This is a genomic window from Pseudomonas sp. L7 (genome assembly GCF_046605565.1).
Lineage (GTDB): Bacteria > Pseudomonadota > Gammaproteobacteria > Pseudomonadales > Pseudomonadaceae > Aquipseudomonas > Aquipseudomonas wayambapalatensis.
Genome location: NZ_CP176784.1, coordinates 4,941,126 through 4,964,090, shown reverse-complemented (window position 1 = coordinate 4,964,090; position 22,965 = coordinate 4,941,126). Strand labels below are relative to the sequence as shown.

Annotated in this window: 21 protein-coding genes and 1 pseudogene; 20 read left to right on the top strand and 2 right to left on the bottom strand. The window is 63.5% G+C overall.

Translation table 11 applies throughout. From position 1 onward, the window contains the following. The 20 genes and pseudogenes from ACK3BK_RS22760 (at nt 1) to ACK3BK_RS22665 (ending at nt 20,314) form a co-directional block, all read left to right on the top strand. Nucleotides 1-1,446, top strand: coding sequence for an N-acetylmuramoyl-L-alanine amidase (locus ACK3BK_RS22760; RefSeq protein ID WP_288374136.1), 1,446 nt, complete (start codon nt 1-3; stop codon nt 1,444-1,446). After that, nucleotides 1,443-3,344 (top strand): DNA mismatch repair endonuclease MutL, encoded by a 1,902-nt coding sequence (gene mutL / locus ACK3BK_RS22755; RefSeq protein WP_186709706.1) that lies wholly within the window; start codon nt 1,443-1,445, stop codon nt 3,342-3,344. The genes ACK3BK_RS22760 and mutL overlap by 4 nt, the downstream gene beginning before the upstream one ends. Nucleotide 3,345: 1 nt before the next feature. Next, on the top strand, nt 3,346-4,317 hold the full coding sequence (gene miaA, locus ACK3BK_RS22750) for a tRNA (adenosine(37)-N6)-dimethylallyltransferase MiaA (RefSeq protein ID WP_411383376.1): 972 nt from the start codon (nt 3,346-3,348) through the stop codon (nt 4,315-4,317). Nucleotides 4,318-4,410: 93 nt separating this feature from the next. Beyond that, a complete protein-coding gene (gene hfq, locus ACK3BK_RS22745) occupies nt 4,411-4,671 on the top strand; it encodes an RNA chaperone Hfq (protein WP_029612777.1) in 261 nt (86 codons plus the stop codon). 12 nt (nt 4,672-4,683) lie between these two features. Continuing rightward, nucleotides 4,684-5,985: a ribosome rescue GTPase HflX gene (gene hflX / locus ACK3BK_RS22740; RefSeq protein WP_411383375.1), complete on the top strand. Its 1,302-nt coding sequence runs from the start codon at nt 4,684-4,686 to the stop codon at nt 5,983-5,985. A 96-nt stretch (nt 5,986-6,081) separates the two neighbouring features. Next, nucleotides 6,082-7,263 (top strand): FtsH protease activity modulator HflK, encoded by a 1,182-nt coding sequence (gene hflK, locus ACK3BK_RS22735; RefSeq protein ID WP_063546405.1) that lies wholly within the window; start codon nt 6,082-6,084, stop codon nt 7,261-7,263. Beyond that, entirely contained in the window at nt 7,263-8,132 is an 870-nt protein-coding gene (hflC, locus tag ACK3BK_RS22730) for a protease modulator HflC (RefSeq protein ID WP_054893186.1), read from the top strand. Before hflK ends, hflC begins: the two co-directional genes overlap by 1 nt. A gap of 280 nt (nt 8,133-8,412) precedes the next feature. Then, nucleotides 8,413-9,600: an ATP phosphoribosyltransferase regulatory subunit gene (locus tag ACK3BK_RS22725; RefSeq protein ID WP_063546403.1), complete on the top strand. Its 1,188-nt coding sequence runs from the start codon at nt 8,413-8,415 to the stop codon at nt 9,598-9,600. A 55-nt stretch (nt 9,601-9,655) separates the two neighbouring features. Beyond that, nucleotides 9,656-10,948 (top strand): adenylosuccinate synthase, encoded by a 1,293-nt coding sequence (locus ACK3BK_RS22720; protein ID WP_028688256.1) that lies wholly within the window; start codon nt 9,656-9,658, stop codon nt 10,946-10,948. 552 nt (nt 10,949-11,500) lie between these two features. After that, nucleotides 11,501-12,193 (top strand): annotated as a pseudogene (locus tag ACK3BK_RS22715) (methyl-accepting chemotaxis protein); the annotation flags it as partial. Between the two features lie 21 nt (nt 12,194-12,214). Then, on the top strand, nt 12,215-13,099 hold the full coding sequence (locus ACK3BK_RS22710; RefSeq protein WP_411384506.1) for a methyl-accepting chemotaxis protein: 885 nt from the start codon (nt 12,215-12,217) through the stop codon (nt 13,097-13,099). A gap of 256 nt (nt 13,100-13,355) precedes the next feature. Further along, complete coding sequence (locus ACK3BK_RS22705) at nt 13,356-14,066, top strand: autoinducer binding domain-containing protein (RefSeq protein ID WP_186665926.1); 711 nt, start codon at nt 13,356-13,358, stop codon at nt 14,064-14,066. Nucleotides 14,067-14,178: 112 nt separating this feature from the next. Beyond that, entirely contained in the window at nt 14,179-14,799 is a 621-nt protein-coding gene (locus tag ACK3BK_RS22700) for an acyl-homoserine-lactone synthase (RefSeq protein ID WP_186709702.1), read from the top strand. 47 nt (nt 14,800-14,846) lie between these two features. Further along, nucleotides 14,847-15,443, top strand: a complete 597-nt coding sequence (locus tag ACK3BK_RS22695; protein ID WP_054893190.1) for an NAD(P)H-dependent oxidoreductase — start codon at nt 14,847-14,849, stop codon at nt 15,441-15,443. A 16-nt stretch (nt 15,444-15,459) separates the two neighbouring features. Continuing rightward, nucleotides 15,460-15,981 carry a DUF2867 domain-containing protein gene (locus ACK3BK_RS22690; RefSeq protein WP_411384505.1) on the top strand — a complete coding sequence of 174 codons (522 nt, stop codon included), beginning with the start codon at nt 15,460-15,462 and terminating at the stop codon, nt 15,979-15,981. 9 nt (nt 15,982-15,990) lie between these two features. Next, nucleotides 15,991-17,205 (top strand): AfsA-related hotdog domain-containing protein, encoded by a 1,215-nt coding sequence (locus ACK3BK_RS22685; protein ID WP_411383374.1) that lies wholly within the window; start codon nt 15,991-15,993, stop codon nt 17,203-17,205. Nucleotides 17,206-17,210: 5 nt separating this feature from the next. Continuing rightward, complete coding sequence (locus ACK3BK_RS22680; protein WP_186665929.1) at nt 17,211-18,350, top strand: NADH:flavin oxidoreductase; 1,140 nt, start codon at nt 17,211-17,213, stop codon at nt 18,348-18,350. A gap of 11 nt (nt 18,351-18,361) precedes the next feature. Then, nucleotides 18,362-19,135, top strand: a complete 774-nt coding sequence (locus tag ACK3BK_RS22675) for an SDR family NAD(P)-dependent oxidoreductase (RefSeq protein ID WP_411383373.1) — start codon at nt 18,362-18,364, stop codon at nt 19,133-19,135. Further along, nucleotides 19,104-19,886, top strand: a complete 783-nt coding sequence (locus ACK3BK_RS22670) for an SDR family NAD(P)-dependent oxidoreductase (protein WP_411383372.1) — start codon at nt 19,104-19,106, stop codon at nt 19,884-19,886. The genes ACK3BK_RS22675 and ACK3BK_RS22670 overlap by 32 nt, the downstream gene beginning before the upstream one ends. Next, nucleotides 19,883-20,314, top strand: a complete 432-nt coding sequence (locus tag ACK3BK_RS22665) for a hypothetical protein (protein WP_186665932.1) — start codon at nt 19,883-19,885, stop codon at nt 20,312-20,314. The genes ACK3BK_RS22670 and ACK3BK_RS22665 overlap by 4 nt, the downstream gene beginning before the upstream one ends. 38 nt (nt 20,315-20,352) lie before the next feature. On the opposite strand, the gene ACK3BK_RS22660 is transcribed toward ACK3BK_RS22665, so the two are convergent. Together ACK3BK_RS22660 and ACK3BK_RS22655 are read right to left on the bottom strand one after the other, a co-directional pair. Continuing rightward, on the bottom strand, nt 20,353-21,918 hold the full coding sequence (locus ACK3BK_RS22660; protein WP_411383371.1) for an ABC transporter permease: 1,566 nt from the start codon (nt 21,916-21,918) through the stop codon (nt 20,353-20,355). Beyond that, nucleotides 21,918-22,931, bottom strand: coding sequence for an extracellular solute-binding protein (locus ACK3BK_RS22655; protein ID WP_186665935.1), 1,014 nt, complete (start codon nt 22,929-22,931; stop codon nt 21,918-21,920). Before ACK3BK_RS22655 ends, ACK3BK_RS22660 begins: the two co-directional genes overlap by 1 nt. Between the last annotated feature and the right edge of the window lie 34 nt (nt 22,932-22,965).

Sequence of the window (22,965 nt, the reverse complement as noted above, 5' to 3'; positions counted from 1 at the left end):
GTGGGGAAAGGTATGCTGCGCATTCGCGCACTGGTCGCCGTCGTTGGACTGCTGCTGACAGCGGTGACCGTTGACGCTCTGGCCGTCACACAAGTCAAGAGCATGCGCCTGTGGCGCGCGCCGGACAACACGCGCCTGGTCTTCGACCTGTCCGGCCCGGTGCAGCACAGTGTCTTCACGCTCAGCGCGCCTGATCGCCTGGTCATCGACATCAATGGTGCGACGCTCGCCTCGCCATTGAATGTTTCCACCTCGAACACGCCTATCACCAGTGTGCGCTCGGCCCAGCGTACCGCCACCGACCTGCGCGTGGTGGTCGACCTGAAAAAGGCGGTCACGCCCAAAAGCTTCACCCTTGCACCCAACGCCCAGTACGGCAACCGCCTGGTGGTCGACCTGTACGACCAGGAAGCCGATGCGGTTGCCGCCAGCAACCCCACGCCGCCGCCGGTCACCCAGGCACCGGCGACCACGCCTGCGGTGCCAGTGACGCCGGCGCAACCGGCGATCAAGCTGCCGCCGGTGCCCAACGGCAAGCGTGACATCGTGGTCGCCATCGATGCTGGCCACGGCGGGGAAGACCCCGGCGCTTCCGGCTCGCGCGGCCAGCACGAGAAAGACATCGTGCTCGACATCGCCCGCGAGCTTCAGCGCCAGATCAACACCGAGAAAGGTTATCGTGCCGAGCTGACCCGTACCGGCGATTACTTCATTCCGCTGCGCAAGCGCACCGAGATTGCCCGCAAGAAGGGCGCTGACCTGTTCATCTCCATCCACGCCGACGCCGCGCCGTCGAAAGCGGCCTTTGGTGCGTCGGTGTTTGCCCTGTCCGACCGTGGCGCCACCTCCGAGACCGCGCGCTGGCTGGCCGACAGCGAGAACCGCTCCGACCTTATCGGCGGCGCCGGCAACGTCAGCCTCGATGACAAGGACCGCATGCTCGCCGGCGTGCTGCTCGACCTGTCGATGACGGCCACGCTCAGCTCCAGCCTCAACGTGGGCCAGAAAGTGCTGGGCAACATGGGCCGCATCACGCCGCTGCACAAGCAGCGCGTGGAACAGGCCGGGTTCATGGTGTTGAAGTCGCCGGACATCCCGTCGATCCTGGTCGAAACCGGGTTCATCTCCAACGCCAACGAAGCCAACAAGCTGGCAACCAAGAGCCACCAGCAGGCGCTGGCCCGCTCGATTCATACCGGTGTGCGCCAGTTCTTCCAGCAGAACCCGCCACCAGGCACCTACATCGCCTGGTTGCGCGATTCCGGCAAGATCGCCCAAGGCCCACGTGAACACAGCGTGCGCCCGGGCGAGACGCTGGCGATGATCGCCGTGCGTTACCAGGTCAGCGTGGCCAGCCTGCGCAGCACCAACAACCTCAAGAGCGATGAGCTCAAGGTGGGTCAGCACCTCGACATCCCGGCCACTACCCTGGCGTCCCAGCAATGAGTGGTGGTTCGCGAATCCAGCTGCTCAGCCCGCGGCTGGCCAACCAGATCGCCGCCGGCGAGGTGGTCGAACGCCCTGCGTCGGTGGCCAAGGAGCTGCTGGAGAACAGCCTGGACTCCGGTGCCCGGCGCATCGACGTGGATGTCGAACAGGGCGGCGTGAAGCTGCTGCGCGTGCGTGACGATGGTAGTGGCATCGCCCCGGACGACCTGCCGCTGGCGCTGGCGCGCCACGCGACCAGCAAGATTCGCGAGCTGGAAGACCTTGAGGGCGTGCTCAGCCTGGGCTTTCGCGGCGAGGCGCTGGCTTCGATCAGTTCGGTAGCACGCCTGACCCTGACCTCGCGTACCGCCAATGCCAGCGAAGCCTGGCAGGTCGAGACCGAGGGCCGTGACATGCTCCCGCGGGTGCAGCCGGCGGCGCACCCGGTCGGCACTTCCGTCGAAGTGCGCGACCTGTTCTTCAACACTCCGGCCCGGCGCAAGTTCCTCAAGGCCGAAAAAACCGAATTCGATCATCTGCAGGAAGTGATCAGGCGCCTGGCGCTGGCGCGTTTCGATGTCGGCTTCCACCTGCGTCACAACGGCAAGAGCATCCTCAGCCTGCACGAGGCGCCCGACGAACTGTCGCGTGCGCGACGGGTCGGGGCGATCTGCGGGCCCGGCTTCCTCGAGCAGGCGCTGCCGATCGAGGTCGAGCGCAATGGCCTGCGCCTGTGGGGCTGGGTCGGTTTGCCGACCTTCTCGCGTAGCCAGGCAGACCTGCAGTACTTCTTCGTCAATGGCCGCGCGGTGCGCGACAAGCTGGTCGCCCACGCGGTGCGCCAGGCCTACCGCGACGTGCTGTTCAACGGGCGGCATCCGACCTTCGTGCTGTTCCTGGAACTCGACCCCACCGGTGTCGATGTCAACGTGCACCCGACCAAGCACGAAGTGCGCTTTCGTGAAGGGCGCATGGTCCACGACTTCCTGTACGGCACCTTGCACCGTGCACTGGCCGATGTGCGCCCTGAGGACCAGCTCGCGGCGCCGGCGGCGACCACTGAAATCGTGCGTCCTAGCGGCCTGCAGGCCGGCGAGTTCGGCCCCCAGGGCGAGATGCGCCTGGCCGCCTCGGTGCTCGAGCAGCCCCAGGCGCAACCGCAGCCGTCGTTCTCCAGCGGTGGCGCCGGTGCAGGCTACCAGTACCAATACACGCCGCGCCCGTCGCAGCCGGTGCCGGCAGCCGAGGCGCAAGCGGTCTATCGCGAGTACTTCGCCCCGCTGGAGAACAGCGCCCAGCCAGCTGTGGCGCTGCCGCAAAGCCAGGGTGACATTCCGCCGCTGGGCTATGCCCTGGCTCAGCTCAAGGGCATCTACATCCTCGCCGAGAACGCCGTGGGCCTGGTGCTGGTAGACATGCATGCCGCCCACGAACGGATCATGTACGAGCGCCTGAAGCTGGCGATGGCCAGCGAAGGGTTGAGCGGCCAGCCGTTGCTGGTGCCCGAATCGCTGGCGGTGAGCCAGCGTGAGGCTGACTGCGCCGAGGAGCATGCCCAGACCTTCCAGCGCCTGGGCTTCGAGCTGCAGCGCCTGGGCCCGGAAACCCTGGCGATCCGCCAGATTCCCGCGCTGCTCAAGCAGGCCGAGGCCAACCGCCTGGTGCAGGATGTGCTCGCCGATCTCATGGAGTACGGCACCAGCGACCGCATACAGGCGCACATCAACGAGCTGCTCGGCACCATGGCCTGCCACGGTGCGGTGCGCGCCAACCGACGCCTGGCGATCCCCGAGATGAACGCCTTGCTGCGTGACATGGAAAACACCGAGCGCAGCGGCCAGTGCAACCATGGCCGACCGACCTGGACCCAGATGGGCCTGGATGATCTGGACAAACTTTTCCTGCGCGGTCGATGACATGAGCGGCAAGCCCCCAGCGATTTTTCTCATGGGCCCGACGGCTGCCGGCAAGACCGACCTGGCCATCGCCCTCACCCAGAGCCTGCCGTGCGAGCTGATCAGCGTCGACTCGGCCATGGTCTACCGCGGTATGGACATCGGCACCGCCAAGCCCTCGCCAGAGGTGCTGGCTGCCCATCCGCACCGTCTGGTAGACATCCTCGACCCGGCCGAGAGCTATTCGGCGGCGCAGTTCTGTAGCGATGCGCTGCAGGCCATGGCCGAGATCACTGCGCGCGGCAAGATCCCGCTGCTGGTCGGCGGCACCATGCTGTACTACAAGGCGCTGGTGGACGGCCTGGCCGACATGCCGCCCGCTGATGCCGAGGTTCGTGCCGAACTCGAGGCGCAGGCCCGCGAGCTGGGCCTGGGTGAACTGCACCGGCAGTTGGCCGAGATCGACCCGGTATCGGCGGCGCGCATTCATCCGAACGATCCGCAGCGGCTGATCCGTGCGCTTGAGGTGTACCGGGTGAGCGGCCAGAACATGACTGCCCACCGCGAGCGTCAATCAGCCGAAAGCCGCGGTTCAGACGCAGGCGCGGGCGGGCATTTGCCCTATACTGTCGCCAGTCTGGCGATTGCGCCTACAGATCGTCACATTTTGCATGAGCGAATTGCGCTACGATTTTCGCAGATGCTGGAACAGGGCTTCGTCGACGAGGTCCGAGAGCTGCGGGCCAGAAGTGACTTGCATGTCGGGCTGCCGTCTATACGGGCAGTGGGGTACAGGCAGGTATGGGACTATCTGGACAGCAAACTGACAGCCGAGCAGATGCGCGAACGCGGTATCATCGCCACCCGCCAGCTGGCCAAGCGGCAGTTCACCTGGTTGCGTAGCTGGTCCGACGTACATTGGCTGGACAGTCTGGCCTGCGACAATCTGTCCCGCACCTTGAAATACCTGGAATCGGTCTCCATATTGAGCTGAGTCCCTGCAATTGCCGTCTATTCTTGCGACTGACGGCCTTAATGAACGAATTTTTTCAGTTTTTTACTATTGATCCTTACAGGAGTGCGGCATATGTCAAAAGGGCATTCGCTACAAGACCCTTACTTGAACACCTTGAGAAAAGAAAAGGTCCCGGTTTCGATCTACCTGGTCAACGGCATCAAGCTGCAAGGCCAGATCGAGTCCTTCGACCAGTTCGTCGTGCTGCTGAAGAACACCGTCAGCCAGATGGTCTACAAGCACGCGATTTCCACTGTCGTACCTGCCCGTCCGGTTCGTCTGCCAAGCCCGTCCGATTCCGAACACGGCGACAGCGAGCCAGGCAACGCCTGATAGGAGCCTGCATTGTTCTTTGAGCGCCACGGTGGTGGTGAACGGGCGTTGCTCGTTCACTTGGAAGGTCAGAACCCTGAGGCGCGCGAAGACCCGCAGGAGTTTCAGGAGCTGGCACTGTCGGCCGGAGCGGACATCGTCCACCTGGCTACGGTTGCCCGGCACCAGCCCACAGCCAAGTTTCTGATCGGCAGCGGCAAGGTCGAGGAACTGCGCGACCTGGTCAAGGCCGAAGAAGCCGACCTGGTGATTTTCAATCACACCCTCACGCCCAGTCAGGAGCGCAACCTCGAACGCGTCTTCGAGTGCCGCGTGCTTGACCGTACCGGCCTGATTCTCGATATCTTCGCCCAACGAGCACGTACTCACGAAGGCAAGCTGCAGGTCGAATTGGCCCAGCTCGAGCACATGAGCACGCGGCTGGTGCGTGGCTGGACCCACCTTGAGCGGCAGAAGGGTGGTATCGGCCTGCGCGGCCCGGGTGAAACCCAGCTTGAAACCGACCGCCGCCTGCTGCGGGTGCGCCTGCGTCAGATCAAGGCGCGTCTGGAGAAGGTGCGCAGCCAGCGCGAGCAGGCCCGACGCGGGCGCAAGCGCGCGGACATCCCTTCGGTGTCGCTGGTGGGCTATACCAACGCCGGCAAGTCCACGCTGTTCAACGCCCTGACGCAATCGGAGGTCTACGCGGCCGACCAGTTGTTCGCCACACTCGACCCTACATTACGCAGGCTCGAACTGGATGACCTGGGGCCGATCGTGCTGGCCGACACCGTGGGTTTCATTCGCCACCTGCCGCACAAGCTGGTCGAGGCTTTTCGGGCTACGCTCGAAGAGTCGAGCAACTCCGACTTGCTGCTGCATGTGATCGATGCGCACGAACCCGAGCGCATGGAGCAGATCGAGCAGGTGCTCGCCGTGCTGGGCGAGATCGGTGCCGAAGGCTTGCCGATCCTCGAGGTCTATAACAAACTCGACCTGCTCGAAGATGTCGAGCCGCAGATCCAGCGCGATGCCGACGGCAAGCCGGAGCGGGTATGGGTTTCGGCCCGCGACGGGCGCGGTCTTGAGCTTGTGGGGCAGGCGATAGCCGAATTGCTGGGGGATGATCTGTTTGTCGGAACCCTGCGCCTGGAACAGCGACTTGCACGCTTGCGCGCGCAATTCTTCGAACTGGGGGCAGTGCAAGGCGAAGAACATGATGAACAGGGCAGCAGCTTGCTGAGCTTGCGTCTGCCACGGGTAGAGCTCAATCGCCTGGTCAGCCGCGCAGGCCTGGAGCCTGAGGTGTTCATCGAGCAACACACTTTGCAATAAATGCCCGTCGAGGTCGCCGGGCAGCCGTGACAGGCATTCTGTAGCATTGGACGGCGCGCCGTGGGCGCGTCTTTGCTTTATCAGATGGAGAGCGCTATGGCTTGGAACGAGCCGGGTGGCAACTCGAACAATCAGGATCCCTGGGGCGGCCGCCGTGGTGGCGGTGGTGGTGGCGACAAGAAGGGACCACCGGATCTCGACGAGGCCTTCCGCAAGCTGCAGGACAGCCTGAACGGCATGTTCGGCGGCAGCAAGAAACGCGGTGGCGGTGGTGACCGCAACATCGGCAAGGGTGGCGGCTACGGCTTGCTGGGCATTGGCTTGGCAGTACTGGCGGCCATCTGGCTGTACAGCGCCGTCTACGTGGTCGACGAGCAGGAGCAGGCCGTGGTGCTGCGCTTCGGCAAGTACTACGAGACCGTGGGGCCGGGCCTGAACATCTACTTCCCGCCGATCGACCGCAAGTACATGGAAAACGTCACGCGTGAGCGTGCGTACACCAAGCAGGGCCAGATGCTCACCGAAGACGAGAACATCGTCGAGGTGCCGCTGACCGTGCAGTACAAGATCAGCAACCTGCAGGACTTCGTGCTCAACGTCGACCAGCCGGAAGTCAGCCTGCAGCATGCCACCGACAGCGCCCTGCGCCACGTCGTGGGCTCCACCTCGATGGACCAGGTGCTGACCGAAGGCCGTGAGCAGATGGCCGTGGATATCCGCGAACGCCTGCAGCGCTTCCTCGACACCTACCGCACCGGTATCACCGTCACCCAGGTCAACGTACAGAGCGCGGCAGCCCCGCGTGAAGTGCAGGAAGCCTTCGACGACGTGATCCGCGCCCGTGAGGACGAGCAGCGTGCGCGCAACCAGGCCGAGTCCTACGCCAATGGCGTGGTGCCTGAGGCCCGTGGTCAGGCGCAGCGCATCATCGAGGATGCCAACGGCTACCGCGATGAAGTGATCGCCCGCGCCAAGGGTGAGGCGGATCGCTTCACCAAGCTGGTCGCCGAGTACCGCAAGGCGCCTGACGTCACCCGTCAGCGTCTGTACCTGGAGACCATGCAGGAGGTGTACAGCAACACCAGCAAGGTCATGGTGGCCACCAAGGACGGGCAGAACAACCTGCTCTACCTGCCACTGGACAAGATGGTCGAAGGCAGCCGCAACACTGCAGCGCCGTCCAGCAGCGTGTCGCCGTCGGTCAACGACGCTGCCACCCGCGCTGTACAGGACCTGCAACAGCAACAACAGCCGCTGCGCACTAGGGAGAGCCGCTGATGAGCAATAAATCGCTGTTCGCCCTGATTGCCGCCGTGGTGCTGGCGATCGTCGCCTGGAACTGCTTCTACATCGTGTCGCAGACCGAGCGGGCGGTATTGCTGCAGTTCGGCCGTGTGGTCCAGGCGGATGTCCAGCCGGGCCTGCATGTGAAGGTTCCGTACGTCAACCAGGTGCGCAAGTTCGACGCCCGTCTGATGACCCTCGACGCCCCGACCCAGCGTTTCCTCACGCTGGAGAAGAAAGCTGTGATGGTCGATGCCTACGCCAAATGGCGCGTGAAGGACGCCGAGCGTTTCTACACCGCGACCTCGGGCATGAAGCAGATCGCCGACGAGCGCCTGTCGCGTCGTCTGGAAAGCGGCCTGCGTGACCAGTTCGGTAAGCGCACCCTGCATGAGGTGGTTTCCGGTGAACGTGACGCGCTGATGGCCGACATCACCGCTTCGCTGAACCGCATGGCTAACAAGGAGCTGGGGATCGAGGTCATCGACGTTCGCGTCAAGGCCATCGACCTGCCGAAGGAAGTCAACCGCAGCGTGTTCGACCGTATGAGCACCGAGCGTGAGCGTGAAGCGCGCGAGCACCGTGCCAAGGGTAACGAGCTGGCTGAAGGTATTCGTGCAGATGCCGACCGTCAGCGCCGTGTGCTGCTGGCTGAAGCCTACCGTGAAGCTGAAGAAACCCGCGGTGATGGCGATGCCCAATCGGCTGCCATCTACGCCAAGGCCTACGGCCAGGACGCTGACTTCTACGTGTTCTACCGCAGCCTGCAGGCTTATCGCGAGAGCTTCGCCAGCAAGAGCGACGTGCTGGTCCTGGATCCGAAGAACGAGTTCTTCCGCTTCCTGGACAAGAGCAAGCCGTAACAGTAAAGACCCCCACCGGGCAGCTAAAACGCCCGGTGGGGTGCATCCCGAATCAAAAGGGGTGTATGATGAGTCAGCCGGGAAATTCCCGGCTTTTTTGCGTCTGCAAGGTTGATTGGCCCCAGGCTTTTTGACGACTTGGACAGGACGCGCGGTTTTTCGAGGGTGTTGGCACGGCGGCGGCGCTGGGATCGGTGCTGCCTGCTGTTGTGCGCCAATGCCTGCTTCACAGACGGCTAACCTGTTGGGCAGCCGCCCGGACCAGAGGGGAAATGGCGTAATGGCAACGGTAGACCGCTGGCTTCTGCCAGATGGCATCGAGGAAGTACTGCCACCTGAAGCGGCGCGCATCGAGATTGCGCGTCGCCAGGTGTTGGACCTGTTCCAGAGTTGGGGTTATGAACTGGTCGTCACCCCACATATCGAGTACCTGGAGTCGCTGCTCACCGGCGCCGGCCAGGACCTGGATCAGCGTACCTTCAAGGTGGTCGACCCGCAGTCCGGTCGCCTGATGGGTTTCCGTGCCGACTTCACGCCGCAGGTGGCACGCATCGACGCCCACACCCTGCGCCGCGAAGGCCCGAGCCGCCTGTGCTATGCCGGCAGTGTGCTGCACGCCGAGCCGCGTGCGCTGTCGACCTCGCGCAGCCCGATCCAGTTGGGCGCCGAGCTGTATGGCGACGCCAGTCCGACCAGCGACGTCGAAGTGATCAGCCTGATGCTGACCACCTTGCAACTGACTGACGTTGCCGATGTGCACATGGACCTGGGTCACGTCGGTATCTACCGCGGCCTGGCCCGTGCCGCCGGCCTGTCGGGCGCGGTCGAGCAGCAGTTGTTCGATGCGCTGCAGCGCAAGGCTGTCGATGAAGTTCACGAGCTGACCGCCGACCTGCCGAAAGACCTGGGCAACATGCTGCGTGCCCTGGTCGAACTGTGCGGTGGTCGCGAAGTGCTGGCCGACGCCCGTGTGCGTCTGGGCCGAGCCCCGGCCAGCGTGCTGGCGGCCCTGGACGACCTGCTGGCGATCGCCGATCGCCTGGCAGCGCGTTATCCGGACCTGCCGCTGTACTTCGACCTGGGCGAGCTGCGCGGCTACAACTATCACACCGGCGTGGTGTTCGCGGTGTTCGTACCCGGGGTCGGCCAGTCGATCGCCCAGGGCGGGCGCTACGATGACATCGGCGCCGACTTTGGCCGGGCACGTCCGGCCACCGGTTTCTCAACGGATTTGAAGACCCTGGTCACACTGGGGCGAGCGGAGGTCGTATTGCCTTCTGGCGGCATCTGGATGCCGGACAGTGGCGACGCGGCCCTCTGGCAGCAGGTCTGCCAGTTGCGCAACGAGGGCCAGCGCGTGGTCCAGGCACTGCCTGGCCAGCCGCTGAGTGCTGCTCTCGAGGCGGATTGTGATCGGCAATTGATTCAGCAAGACGGGCGCTGGCAGGTTCTGCCGCTGACCCATTGAGATTCTTCGCCGGCAATGGGCCGGCAACCAAGTTGCGTGAATGAGGACAAGTGTTATGGGTAAGAATGTCGTCGTCCTGGGCACCCAATGGGGTGATGAGGGCAAAGGCAAGATCGTCGATCTGCTGACCGAACATGCTGCCGCCGTCGTGCGTTACCAGGGCGGCCACAACGCGGGCCACACCCTGGTGATCAACGGTGAGAAGACCGTTCTGCACCTGATCCCGTCGGGTATCCTGCGTGAAGGCGTACAGTGCCTGATCGGCAACGGCGTCGTCGTCGCGCCGGACGCCCTGATGCGCGAAATCACCAAGCTGGAAGAGAAGGGCGTACCGGTTCGCGAGCGTCTGCGCATCAGCCCGGCTGCTCCGCTGATCCTGTCGTACCACGTGGCGCTGGACCAGGCCCGTGAAAAGGCCCGTGGCGAAGCCAAGATCGGCACCACCGGCCGTGGTATCGGCCCAGCCTACGAAGACAAGGTCGCCCGTCGCGGCCTGCGCGTGGGTGACCTGTTCCACCGCGAGCGTTTCGCCGCCAAGCTCGGTGAGCTGCTGGACTACCACAACTTCCAGCTGGTCAATTACTACAAAGAGCCGGCCATCGACTTCCAGCAGACCCTCGACGAGTGCATGGCCTATGCCGAGCAGCTCAAGCCGATGATGCTCGACGTCACCGCCGAACTGCACAACCTGCGCCGTGCCGGCAAGGACATCATGTTCGAAGGCGCCCAGGGCTCGCTGCTGGACATCGACCACGGCACCTACCCGTACGTCACCAGCTCGAACACCACTGCCGGCGGCATCTCCACCGGTTCCGGCGTTGGCCCGATGTACCTGGACTACATCCTCGGTATCACCAAGGCCTACACCACCCGCGTGGGTTCCGGTCCGTTCCCTACCGAACTGTTCGACGAAACCGGTGCTACCCTGGCCAAGCGTGGCCATGAGTTCGGCTCCACCACCGGTCGTGCCCGTCGTTGCGGCTGGTTCGATGCCGTGATCCTGCGTCGTGCCATCGACGTCAACAGCATCTCGGGCATCTGCCTGACCAAGCTGGACGTGCTGGACGGTCTGGAAACCATCAACATCTGCGTCGGCTACAAGAACGAGAACGGTGCGGTGATCGACGCGCCTTCCGATGCCGACAGCTATATCGGCCTGGAGCCGGTGTACGAAGAGATGCCAGGCTGGAGCGAATCGACCCTGGGCGTGAAAACCCTGGAAGAGCTGCCGCAGGCCGCGCGCAACTACATCAAGCGCATCGAGGAGCTGGTCGGCGCTCCGATCGACATCATCTCCACCGGCCCGGACCGCAACGAGACCATCGTGCTGCGTCATCCGTTCGCCTGATCTGCCTTCTGGCTGATCCAGCGCCGCAGCCCTGCAAGGGGTTGCGGCGTTTTTGTTCCTCGCTGCAGTGGTCTTTCGCGGGTAAGCCCGCTACCACGGTTCATCGTGCTGCTAGACCTTGGCGTATTTCCCTCCTGCTTCAGGCATGACCCTTGCTGTAAGAAGCTTCTGTAGATGCCATCAAAGTAATGGCGCCAGAAACACGGGGGTTCAAACGTGTCTGCCATCCTCTCTCTGTTACGAAGCCGCCTCCTGCGGCCTGTTTTTGTTGCACTTGGTATCGCTCTTCTGGTGCAGGTCGTGGTCGCCGTCGTGCTGACCCGCAGCACCGTCACTGCACTGGAGGCCGATTTGGGCGAACGCCTGGGGGCTGACAGTCGCAAGCTGGCAGGTGAGCTGGAGCAGGCGGGGCAAGATGTGCGCTCCGGTCTCGACAGCCTCTCGGCCAGTACCCGGCAACGCCTGAGCGCGGGGCTTTCCACGCGATTGCAGAGCGAACAGCAACAGCTACGCACCACACTGGAGCAAAGCCTCAAGGAGTCGGCCAACGACATGGCCGAGTTGCTGGCCTCGGTGGCACCGAGGGCGATCTGGGACAATGACGTCCCCACGCTATCTGACTTCGCTCGTCGCGCGCAGCGCAATCCCAACGTGCTGTTCGTGATCTACGACAACGCCGAGGGCGAGCACCTTACCCGTTACCTCAACCGCCAGAACCCGATCAATCAGGCACTGATGGAAAAGGGCCAGGGCGAGCGGGCGCTGGACAAGGTGCTCGACGCTGCGCGCCGGGATCCATCGGTGTACTTCGTCGAGGCTTCGATCAGCCCCAATGGCGCCCAGATCGGCAAGGTACTCATGGGGGTCTCCACCGCCGCCGTCGATCAAGAGCTCAAGGCGCTCGACCAGCGCTTTGCCGCCCTGATCGCCAGTAGCGAACAACTGGTCGGCGAGAGCCTCGGCGCTGCCGCAGCGGATAGCGGCAAGACCCTGCAGGCTCGTCTTGAGACGGCGCAGAACAGCGCCACTGCCATGCAGGCCAATACCGCGCAGACGGTTCGCGACGCGGCCGGCGAGCTGCGTTGGCGCATCGGCGTCGGCCTGGTGCTGGTCGGGCTTGGCGTGCTGTTGGTGGTTGCCGTGGTGCTGGGGCGGCGGGTGGTCAGCAAGCTGCGCCTGTTGATCGCTGCCCTCGACGACCTGGCGGCCGGGGAGGGCGACCTGACCAAGCGGGTGGCGCTCGACAGCCGTGACGAGATCGGCGACATGGCGTCGGCAGTCAACCGCTTCGTCGACAAGCTTCAGCCGATCGTCCGCGAAGCCGGTGAAGTGGCCCAGCGTACCGGGGTGGAGATCGGCACCATGGCCGAGCGTAATGCGGGGGCCGATGCAGCGGCAGCGTTGCAGCGCGACGAGGTGGCGGCGAGTCTGCGCGACCTGTCGAGCATGGCCGACGAGGCCCAGGCCGAGAGCCACGCCATGCAGGCGGCGCTGCAGCAGGTCGTGGATATCCGCCAGGCTACCGACGAGAACAGCCGTGCCTCGACCCAACTGGCCAAGCTGATCGAGAAGCTGGCGGGAGAAGTGGAAAGCGGCTCGCAGGTCATCGAGCGCCTTGCCAAGCAGAGCGAGCAGATCGAAGTAGTGCTGACCGTGATTCATGGCATCGCCGAGCAGACCAACCTGCTGGCACTCAATGCGGCGATCGAGGCAGCGCGGGCCGGCGAGACAGGGCGTGGTTTTGCAGTGGTGGCCGATGAAGTGCGGGCCCTGGCGAGCAAGACGCAGAGCTCCACCGGCGATATCCAGGCGCATATCGTTGCCTTGCAGCAGGGGGCGAAAGAGGCTGTGGCCACCATCGGCCAAGCCGGGCGTCAGGCCAGCGAAGGGCTGCTGGTGCTGCGCGATAACGAACGTCGCCAGCAGTCGGTGCAGGCGGCGGTGGAGCAGGTGCATGCCGCAATCGGCCTGGCGACTCGCGCCGCCGAACAGCAAGCCAGCGGCGCCCAGGCGGTGCGGGGGCGGGTCGAGAATATCCACGCGCAGGCAGAGCGCTCGGCCGAAGTGGTGATGCAGACCACTGCCAGCAGCAAGGTGCTGGATGATCTGGCGGCGCAGTTAAGGGCGAGCCTGGGGCAGTTCAGGGCTTGAGCAGGTGTCGATCCAGACAGGCACGAGATATCGTTGAGTTGCGCAGCGGCGGCAGCATTCTCGTAACGCTGTGCTTGTAGCGTCAGCGGTACGGTGCCGAACCGACGGGCTGGCCGCGCGATAAATATCGCGCGACAGCATTCGTCAACGTTGTGGCAAATTGATATCGCTCAATGCCCGGTTGTTGTAGCTTCGCTAGGCTCGCACCTTTCTGGGTGCGGCTGGGGCGGCTTCACACTCATGGAGAGAATAATTAATGCAATGGATGGGCGACATGCTGTCGGCGGTTTATGACGCGCGCGATACGCAAACGTTGTTGGAAGAGGTCAAGGCAGCCGCACGCCATCTGGGCTTCGATTACTGTGCCTATGGCCTGCGCACGCCGCTGCCAGTCACCAAGCCACGGATCTTCATGCTCAGCAACTACAGCCGGCCATGGTGTGATCATTACCATGCCAATGGTTACCTGCTTCTTGATCCGACGGTCCGCCACTGCCAGCGCTCGATGCAGCCAGTGGTCTGGGGCGACGAAATATTTGCCGACGCTCCGCAATTGTGGGATGAGGCGCGCCAAGCCGGTCTTCGCCACGGGTGGGCACAATCGTGTCTGGAGGGGAGCAAGGGCGGGGGGATGCTGACCCTGGCGCGCTCCGGTGAAGGCATCGGCGAAGGTGAGTTGCGTGCCCATGAGACGCGGATGCGCTGGCTGGCGAATGTCGCCCACCAAGGCTTCTCGCGGCTGCTGTCGGATTCCTGGCAACCGCAGCCGCAGTCCCCGCTTTCCGAACGGGAGCGCGAAGTGCTGCGTTGGGCTGCCGATGGCAAGACGCTCAACGAGGTTGCCGACATCCTCACCTTGTCGATTGAAACGGTGAAATTCCACACCCGCAATGCCGGCGCCAAACTGGGCGCTGCGAATCGTACGGCAGCGGTAGCGCGGGCGGCGCTTCTGGGGTTGCTGGCCTAGCGCGAACGCCCTGCGCTTATGTGCAGAAGTACCCTGCCAAATAGTGCAGTTTTGCTATCACCCTACTTCGAGTCGAATACGCGTCCTTTCCACATTGGCCGGAGGACGCGAGATGGAGATCGTCGTTGGAACACAGCAGGAGCTAGGGCAGACGCGCTTGCAGCAGATGGACCGTTATCGTTATCGGGTATTCGTCGACACCCTGGGTTGGGAGCTGGCTTGTGATCCAGGTCGCGAGCGTGATCAGTTCGACCATGACGAGACGCTCTATGTGCTTGCCTGCAACGATCAGGAGCAGGTCATAGGCACCGCGCGCTTGCTGCCAACCAGCCAACGCTACCTGCTTGCAGAGGTGTTCCCGCAGTTGATGGGCGATCAGACACTGCCATGTGATTCGCGTATCTGGGAGCTGTCGCGCTTCTCCGCCATGGACTTTGGCCTGGCCGGGACGAGCTCTGGCGGCCAATTTTCCTCCGTCGTTGCCACACAGTTGCTGGATGCCGTGTTGCGCTGCGCGGCCGCTCGGGGCGTGCGGCAGTTGATCACCGTGTCACCACTGGGCATCGAGCGGTTGCTGCGCCGTGCAGGCTATCGCGCCCGTCGAGCCGCGGCGCCGATGCGCGTGGGCGATCATTGGCTGTTCGCCTGCTGGATCGACGTCCCGACCCAGGCCTGCACAATTGGGGAGGTTACAGATGCCGCGGACTATCGTTCAATCCACCGCGCCGCATAGAAGCCCCTGGCTGCGGCCTGGACACCATCACTTGAAAGGACTTCTCCATGGATAACATTCTGGTCGTAATCGGTCATCCTGACTTGAGCAGCTCGCGGGCCAATGCCGCCATCGTCGAAGCCCTGCAAGGCAGCAATGTCACACTGCACCCCCTGTCGGCGGCATTGGGCAGCAATGGCTTCGACATTGCCGCCGAGCAGAAGCTGCTGTGCGCCCATGAGCGTATCGTGCTGCTGTTCCCGCTTTACTGGTACTCGTGCCCGGCATTGATGAAGCGCTGGATCGACGATGTCTTCACGCCCGGTTTTGCCTATGCACGCGGTGGCGACAAGCTGCAGGACAAGGAGTTTCTGATCGTCACCACCGTCGGGGCGCCAGCGTCCGGCTACCGCGCGGGCGGGTTCAACCGGTTCACGCTGGATGAGCTTCTGCGACCGCTGCAGCAGACCGTCGCCTACGTGAAAGGTCATTACCTGCCGCCGATTCCGTTGTTCGAGTCGGTGTTCATCGCCGATGAGCCGCTGGACGAGTCGGCGCGTGAAATCGCGGGCTTGATCACCAGCCGCCAGGAGTCGCCCGACGAGGCCTACGAGAAGCTCCTGCTCAAGGCCGAATTGGCTGCCATCGCCCTGCTGCAGCAATGACTGGGGCGTGCAGATGATGCCAGCGGCCCTGATTTGCGCCCCCAAGGATGTTCGTCTGGTCGCCGAGCTTGCGCAGCTGGATTTCCTGCACTGCGCTGCGGTGCGCGTCGGTGGGCGCATCACGGCCCTGCAGGCTTACTGCGCGATGACTGCGCATATCCCGGCGTGGCTGTCTGCGGCTTTTCGCCTTCGTGACTTCGTTTCCCGCCGGTTTCGGGTGGCCGACATCCATGGTTTTACACCCCGAACGGCCGAGCGGGAACCTGCGGTGGGCGAGCGCCTCGACTTCTTCACGGTGGAGGCGATCGATGCGCATCGGCTGGTCCTCACCTCCCGCGATACGCATCTGGCGGTCATGGTCTGCCTCGATCTCACACCTGCGGGCGAGGGGGGGCAGCGCTTGAGCGTGACGACCTCCGTCCAGCGATACAACGCCTTTGGAAGGCTCTACATGATCCCGGTCGGCCCTGCGCACGGCCCCATCGTCAAGCGCATGCTGAAGAACGCTGTGCTCGCCTTCCCCGTCGAACCCTATTAGGTAATCAACATGGAACGTCAGTTACCCCTGACCCCACAGGTCTTGCACAAGGGCACTGTGGATGACGTACTGCTCTCCGGATTTCAGGATCTTCTGCCGGCTCGTCTGACCCTCGAAGAGACCGACTTCCTGCTCGAGCATCTCGATGAGCGCGGTTGTGCTGTGTTGGGCGCCCTGTATCGCGACGACGATCAAGGTGGCCGGGTGCTTGCCAGCGTCCCCGCCACACTCGGGCAGGAAGACTTCGATTCCCTCGACAGTTTCGAAATGAATGCCCAGGGCTACTATGCGTTGCACGAGGGGGGCTATCGACTGTCCGCCGCCTGGCTGCCGCGCCAGGTCGAGTGCTACCTGCAGAGGCGTTTCGGGTTGCCGGTAGCAGATTCGGCGTTGGTCACTCAATTGGCCGACACGCTGCACGCGCTGCCGGGCTGGACACGTGCCAACCTGTCGTCGTACGGCCTGATGAACGACACCAACAACTACTTTTTCTACAACAAGCCCCATGAGCACGTGCCTGGCCTGATGCTGATCGAAGTGGCTCGTCAGGCGATGTACCACTATTTCTACAGCCATTCGGGTTACCGGCGCGGTGAAGTCTCGATCTCGATCGAAGACTTGTCCGTCTCCTTCAACAACTACACCGAGTCCACCTATGCGGTGGAGGTCGTGGTCCAGCACAGCGCTGGCGAAAAGCGCGCCCAGCCCCGGACGGTGGACAAGACCGCGATGTTCTTCCAGAACGGTAATCTGGTCACCACGCTGCGCCTGCGTGGCAGTGCGATCAAGATGCCGCTGTTCAAGCGCATGCGCACGGTCAACTTTCCGGAGAACCACTGGTTCGCCCCCTCCGACCGGGTGTTGCCGCAGGTCTTGTTGCACACGGCGCAAGGCACGGCAGTCGAAGGGTTGCTCGAGCATGTTTCACTGCGGGCGGTGAGGTTCCGCATGAAGGAAAACGCGCAGGCCCCTGAGGTGGTGCAACTGTCCATCTATGTACGGGACATGGGTTTCCTGAGCTTCCCGATCGCAGAATGCCGACCTTCGCAACAGCCCTCGGTGCAACTGGCCGTATTCGCCAAGCTCGATCGCGCCACCCTGTCGACGCTCAAGGAAGTCATCAAGTGCCATTGCTTCCACGAGCCCTTGCAGGAGCTGTCGGTGGCTGCCCAGGCGAGCAATGATGCCCAGGGCACGCCTTGCAATGATCGGCAGAGCGGGTAACTGGCGTGGCCTCGGGATACCCGTTGACACGCCAGTCGATCACCCTCGGACGACACCTGAACCTGAAGAACCGTGTGTACTTCGCACCCATGGGTATCGATCTGGGTCGTGAAGGTTGCCTGACGCCGCAGATGCTGACCTTCTACAAGGGCATCATCGACGGAGGCTGCGCCATGGTGGTGTTGGCCAACTCAGCAGTCGATGCATCCACGCGGCTGCACGAGGGAGGGTTGTGCCTGTACGAGCAGCGTCACGTCGAGCACTTGGCGCCGCTGATCGACTACGGGCGGGAAAATGCCTGCCCTGTGGTCGTGCAATTGCAGCACTACGGCAGCCAGGGCGATCTGGCGCGCAGTGGCGGTGTTCTGCTGACGCCCAGCCGGGCGGTGGGTAGTCGAAGCCGTCGCGGTACGAGGGTCATGACTCACGAGGACGCCCGCAGCGTCTGTGCCCAGTTCGCCAATGCCGCACGTCTGGCGCAGCAAGCCGGTGCGCGCATGGTGCAATTGCAGGCCTCCAATGGCTACCTGTTGAGCAGCTTCCTCTCGCCCTACAGCAACCGACGAACGGATCGCTACGGCGGCTCGCCGTTGCGCCGGGCCCGTCTGCTGCTGGAGGTCATGGACGCGATCGTGGAGGCAACCCAGGGCGGAATCGACATCTCCGTGCGTCTGGGTATCGATGATTGCCTGGGTGACAAGGGGCAGCAACCGGCACTGCTCGAGCAGGTGGTCCCTGCGCTGGAGCGTGCAGGTGTGGCGGCCTTGATGTGTTCGGCGGCAATCAAGGAAACGTTCCACTACATGCTGCGTGCCGATCCGCGTGTTCACGCCATGCTGGTGCATGGCGTGAAGCACATCCGCGAACTGACGTCGCTCCCGGTCGGCTTTGCCGGCTTCACAGGCTCGCTGGCCCAGGCCGAGGCCTTGCTCGAGCTGGGCGTCACTGACCTGGTGGGCATGAGTCGTGCCCTGTTCGCTGACAACGACCTGGTGAACAAGTCGTTGCAGGGCAAGCCGGGAAGCGTTCAGGCCTGTCGATTCGAGGGCAACTGTTTCCGTGACAAGAGCAATCCCCAGCTGGATCGCGTGTACTGCTGCGTCAATGAGCGGTACAAGCGGCCAGCCTCTATTCGATATGACTAAGGAGAGTCCAGATGCAGTTCCAGGGAAAGACCATCGTTGTCACCGGTGGCAGCAGTGGTATCGGCCTGAGCATTTCCCGGCGGCTGAGCGAGGAGGGGGCGCGCGTCGTCGTGCTTGGGCGCAGCCTGGAGAAGGGGCGTTCGGCGCTTGAGCAACTGGGCGCGCAGGCCAGTTTCATCCCGTGCGATGTCGCTGAGCCTGGCGCGGTGCGCGATGCCTTCGCCGAGATCGAGGCGCGTTTCGGCGGACTCGACCATGCCGTCAATGCCGCGGGTATCACAGCACCGTATGCACAGGTCGCCGACCTTCAGGTACAGGACTGGGAGCGGGTCGTGCGTATCAATCTGAACGGCCCGTTGTATTGCCTGCAACATGAGTTGCGGTTGATCGCCAGGAAGCCAGGCGGCTCGATCGTCAATCTGTCCTCCTGCGCGGGGGTGATGGCCATGCCCAACCAGGCTGCTTATGTGGCGAGCAAGGCAGGGCTCAACGCCCTGACCCAAGTGGTGGCGATGGAGAATGCCTGCGACCGCGATGGACGCCACGCGGTGCGTGTCAATGCGGTAGCGCCAGGGCCGATTCTTGGCGGGATGAATTCTCCGGAACGGCTGGCGGCCAATCCTGCGGGCACCGAGCGCAAGATCAACGCCACTGTCATGAAGCGCTTCGGCGAGGCAAGCGAGGTGGCTGCTGCAGTGCTGTTCCTGCTTGGCGACGGCGCCAGCTACATGACTGGCAGCGTGTTGAGCGTCGATGGCGGTTATCACATCGGCAAGTTCGAGTGAGGCGCTGATGGCTCACATATTCATTACGGGCGTCAGTTCGGGCATCGGGCTGGCACTGGCCAGGTTGCACCTTGAGCGGGGCGATGAGGTCTGGGGTATTTCGCGACGGATACCAACGGCGCTGCTGGAGCATCCGCGCATGCATTTCCGGGCGCTGGATCTTTGTGCGGGCGAGGCTGTCCAGCCTGTTCTGCAGGCCTTCATCGGTGAGACGACATTCGAAACGGCCTACCTTAACGCCGGAACATTCGGTAGCGCGCCGGAGCTTGCGAGCAATACGCCAGTGGAATCCTTCCGCTCGGTGCTGGAGCTCAACCTGGTGGCGGTGAAATGGGTGCTTGACCTGCTGTTGTGCCGACAGGCCAAGGTTAGCCAGGTGGTGTTCTCGGCCTCGGTTTCAGGCATCCGTCAGCGCGCAGGCATGCTTTCCTACAGCGTCTCTAAAGCCGCCCTCAACGCCCTGGCCAAGGTCTACCAGTTGGAGAATCCGCAGGTGTTCTTTGCGGTGCTGGGGTTATGCAATGTCGCCACCACCGTGGCGCAAACCATCCTGCAGGCCGACGAGCGCTTTCCCGAACTGGTGGCCTTGCGAGAGCGCTCGACGCAGCCGGGGTACATCGTCAGCGCACAACAACGCGCCGCGCAAATCGTCGACCTGCTTGGCCGGCGTCGCGCAATCGCGCTGCAATCAGGACAATTCTACGAAGTCAGAGAGCTTCTCGAACGCATGCACATGGAGGTTTGCCAATGAATCAATCCCGTTACGCCAACATCGTCCGGATCGGCGCGATCTATGACATCGTCGCCACCCTGCCATTTGCCGTTCCATTGCTGAGTGCCTGGGCATTCCAGCTTTTTGCAGGGCTCGATGCCTGGCTTGGCCTGGGTACGTCCTTCAGCGTGCTCGACCCCACCTCGATGTTCTTCATCAATCTAGGTGCCCTGGCTTATGTCATCTGGGGTGTGGCGCGCCTGCGCGAACCTTCGGTGGCCAATGGTCGACTCGATGCGTTGCTGCGTCTGTTGGTCGTCGGTCTGCAGATGGTGGCTCTGAGCCAGGGAGCGACGCCGATCCTTTGGGGGCTGGCGGTGGTTCTGTCGATTTTCGCGGTATTGCAACTGCGCAGACCGAACCATGCCGTTAGTGCCGCAGCGGAAAAACGCGCGCTGGGCTATTGAATGGCTGTGCCCGGGCCGCCTGCGCCCGGGCCTCGATGCTACGCCTTGTTCAGGTACATCCGCGTGGTCAGCAGGTATACCGGCAATCCCGATACCAGGATCAGCAACGCCGCATAGGGCGCTGCCGCTGCGAACTCGACGTTGGCCGTGTGCGCCCAGACTTCCGTGGCCAGGGTGGTCATGCCCGTGGGGCTGAGCAGCAGGGTCGCGGTCAGCTCCTTCATGGCGTCCAGGAACACCAGGGCGAAGGCCGCCGCCAGTGCCGGGAAGATGATCGGAAGGGTGACCCGGCAGAACGCCGCGAAGCTGCTGGCGCCCAGGGTGCGGGCGGCTTCCTCGAGTGTCGGCGAGGCCTTGTTCAGCGCTGTGCGCACTGGCGCCTGGGCCAGGGGCAGGAAGAGCAGGGCGTAGGCCAGGATCAGCAGTGCAGTGGTCTGGTAAAGCGCCGGCACGTAGTGCAGGGCGAAGAACACCAGGGTCAATGCGATCACCAGGCCCGGCAGAGCATGCAGCAGGTAGGGCAGGCGTTCGGCCCAGATCGCCAGACGGCCTTTGTAGCGCACCACCAGGAAGCTGATCGGCAATGCCAGTACCACGCAGAAGCCAGCACCACCAAGCGATACCGACAGAGAGGTCAGCAAGGCCTTGCCGATCGCCGCGACCGGGAAGGCTGCCGATGAGCCGACACTCAGCCAGTAGCCGAGCATGGCCAGCGGAATCCCGCTGCCCAACACCGCCAGTCCAAGGCAGAACAGTTGTGCCGGCAGGCTCCAGCCTTTGAGTCGCAATGGCTGTGCACGACGCGCCACGCCCTGGCCGATGCGCACGTGGCGGGCCTTGCCGCGTACGCGCAGTTCCAGCCAAAGCATCACCAGGCACAGTGCCAGCAGCACAGCCGAGAGCATTGCCGCGTTAGCGTTGCTGAACTCCAGTTCGAACTGCTGGTAGATCGCCGTGGTGAAGGTCTGCAGGCCGAGGATCGACAGTGCGCCGAACTCCACCAGCATGTGCAGGGCGATCAGCAACGCACCGCCGAGCATGGCTGGCCACAGCAATGGCAGGGTGACTTTGAGGAACACGCCCCAGCGGCTGCAACCGAGGGTGCGCGCCGACTCCTCCAGCGAGGTGTCCAGATTGCGCAGGGTCGCTGCCACCGGCAGGAACACCAGCGGATACTTTGACAGCGCCATCACCAGGATCGCCCCGCCGAGCCCTTCGAAGTCCGAGCTCAGCGACACCCAGGTGAAGCTGCTGACGAACGACGGTACGGCAAACGGCAGGCACAACACCACGCCCCACAGGCGGCGCCCGCGCAGGTCGCTGCGTTCGAGCAGCCAGGCCAGCGCCAGGCCGACCACCATGCACACCAGGGTGACACCGACCATCAGCAGCAAGGTGTTGCGCAGCAACCCCCAGACGAAGGGGCGCCAGAGCAGGCGCAGGGCTTCATGCCAGCCGGCTTCCCAGGCTTTGATGGCGACATACAGCAATGGCAACAGGCTCATCGCCACCAGGAACAGCACAGGCAGCACCACCCACACGGAGGGGCGCTTGCGGCGTGGCACGAAGCGTACCAGGGCCGGGTCGGGCGCGGCGGCAGTCATCAGAGCAGACCGACCTCGCGTTCGAGCTCGATGGCTTCTTCGGCATTGCCGAGGTCTGCCGGGCTGATCTTCGGTGGGCGCAGCTCTTCGAACGGCTTCAGACCGCGGTCAGACACCATGCCTTTGTGCAGTGGATATTCGGCGGTGGTCTGGGTGATCACGCGCTGGCCTTCTTCGCTGGCCATCCAGTTGAGCAGCGCTTGGGCTTCCTTGGGATGCTTGCTGGCCTTGACCGCTGCGGCGCCGGAAATGGTGACCAGGTTGCCGGCATCGCCATCGGCCAGGTAGTACAGCTTGGAGTCGAGCTTGCCGCGCTCGCGCTCCAGGGCGTACCAGTAATAGTTGTTCACCAGCACGGCAGCGACTTCGCCTTTTTCCACCGCTTTCAGGGCGACCATGTTGTTGGTGTAGGTCTTGCCGAACGCCTTCAGGCCGGTGAGCCATTCTTCGGTGGCTTCGCGCCCGTGCATCTTGAGGATGGCCACGGCCTGTTCCTGGAAGGCGCCGCTGGTCGGTACGTAACCGACGCGGCCGTCCCACTCAGGATCGGCAAAGTCCATCACGGTGGTGGGTAGGTCTTTCTCGTCGATCTTCTTCGGGTTGTAGACCACCACGCGGGTGCGCGCGGTCACGCCCATCCAGGTGCCGTTGGCACCCACGTATTCCTTGGGCAGCATGTCCAGGGTGGCGTCGTCGATTTTCGCCAGCAGGCCCAGTTCGCCCAGGTTGTTCAGGGGTGGGGATTCTTCGGTGTAGATGACGTCGGCAGGCGAGCGTGTGCCTTCCTCGATGATCTGGCTGGCCAGCTGGTTGCTGCTGCCCTTGCGGATATTGATGTGGATACCGGTCTTGGCCTCGTAGGCCTTGGCGATGGCTTCGCCGATTTCCTTGTGCTGGCCGTTGTACAGGGTCAGGCTGACCGGTTCGTCTGCCAGGGCGGCCGGCGCGCCAATCACCAGGCCCAGGACAGCGGCGGCCAAGGTGCGCATCAGCGGTTTCGGGCGGATCGTCATGCGGGTACTTCCTCGCTTACGGCTACATATTTCG

Coding starts and splice junctions, on each gene's coding strand:
- mutL (WP_186709706.1), top strand. CDS start 1,443: ATGAGTGGTGGTTCGCGAATCCAGCTGCTCAGCCCGCGGCTGGCCAAC.
- miaA (WP_411383376.1), top strand. CDS start 3,346: ATGAGCGGCAAGCCCCCAGCGATTTTTCTCATGGGCCCGACGGCTGCC.
- hfq (WP_029612777.1), top strand. CDS start 4,411: ATGTCAAAAGGGCATTCGCTACAAGACCCTTACTTGAACACCTTGAGA.
- hflK (WP_063546405.1), top strand. CDS start 6,082: ATGGCTTGGAACGAGCCGGGTGGCAACTCGAACAATCAGGATCCCTGG.
- hflC (WP_054893186.1), top strand. CDS start 7,263: ATGAGCAATAAATCGCTGTTCGCCCTGATTGCCGCCGTGGTGCTGGCG.
- ACK3BK_RS22725 (WP_063546403.1), top strand. CDS start 8,413: ATGGCAACGGTAGACCGCTGGCTTCTGCCAGATGGCATCGAGGAAGTA.
- ACK3BK_RS22720 (WP_028688256.1), top strand. CDS start 9,656: ATGGGTAAGAATGTCGTCGTCCTGGGCACCCAATGGGGTGATGAGGGC.
- ACK3BK_RS22710 (WP_411384506.1), top strand. CDS start 12,215: ATGGCGTCGGCAGTCAACCGCTTCGTCGACAAGCTTCAGCCGATCGTC.
- ACK3BK_RS22705 (WP_186665926.1), top strand. CDS start 13,356: ATGCAATGGATGGGCGACATGCTGTCGGCGGTTTATGACGCGCGCGAT.
- ACK3BK_RS22700 (WP_186709702.1), top strand. CDS start 14,179: ATGGAGATCGTCGTTGGAACACAGCAGGAGCTAGGGCAGACGCGCTTG.
- ACK3BK_RS22695 (WP_054893190.1), top strand. CDS start 14,847: ATGGATAACATTCTGGTCGTAATCGGTCATCCTGACTTGAGCAGCTCG.
- ACK3BK_RS22690 (WP_411384505.1), top strand. CDS start 15,460: ATGCCAGCGGCCCTGATTTGCGCCCCCAAGGATGTTCGTCTGGTCGCC.
- ACK3BK_RS22685 (WP_411383374.1), top strand. CDS start 15,991: ATGGAACGTCAGTTACCCCTGACCCCACAGGTCTTGCACAAGGGCACT.
- ACK3BK_RS22675 (WP_411383373.1), top strand. CDS start 18,362: ATGCAGTTCCAGGGAAAGACCATCGTTGTCACCGGTGGCAGCAGTGGT.
- ACK3BK_RS22670 (WP_411383372.1), top strand. CDS start 19,104: ATGGCGGTTATCACATCGGCAAGTTCGAGTGAGGCGCTGATGGCTCAC.
- ACK3BK_RS22665 (WP_186665932.1), top strand. CDS start 19,883: ATGAATCAATCCCGTTACGCCAACATCGTCCGGATCGGCGCGATCTAT.
- ACK3BK_RS22660 (WP_411383371.1), bottom strand. CDS start 21,918: ATGACTGCCGCCGCGCCCGACCCGGCCCTGGTACGCTTCGTGCCACGC.
- ACK3BK_RS22655 (WP_186665935.1), bottom strand. CDS start 22,931: ATGACGATCCGCCCGAAACCGCTGATGCGCACCTTGGCCGCCGCTGTC.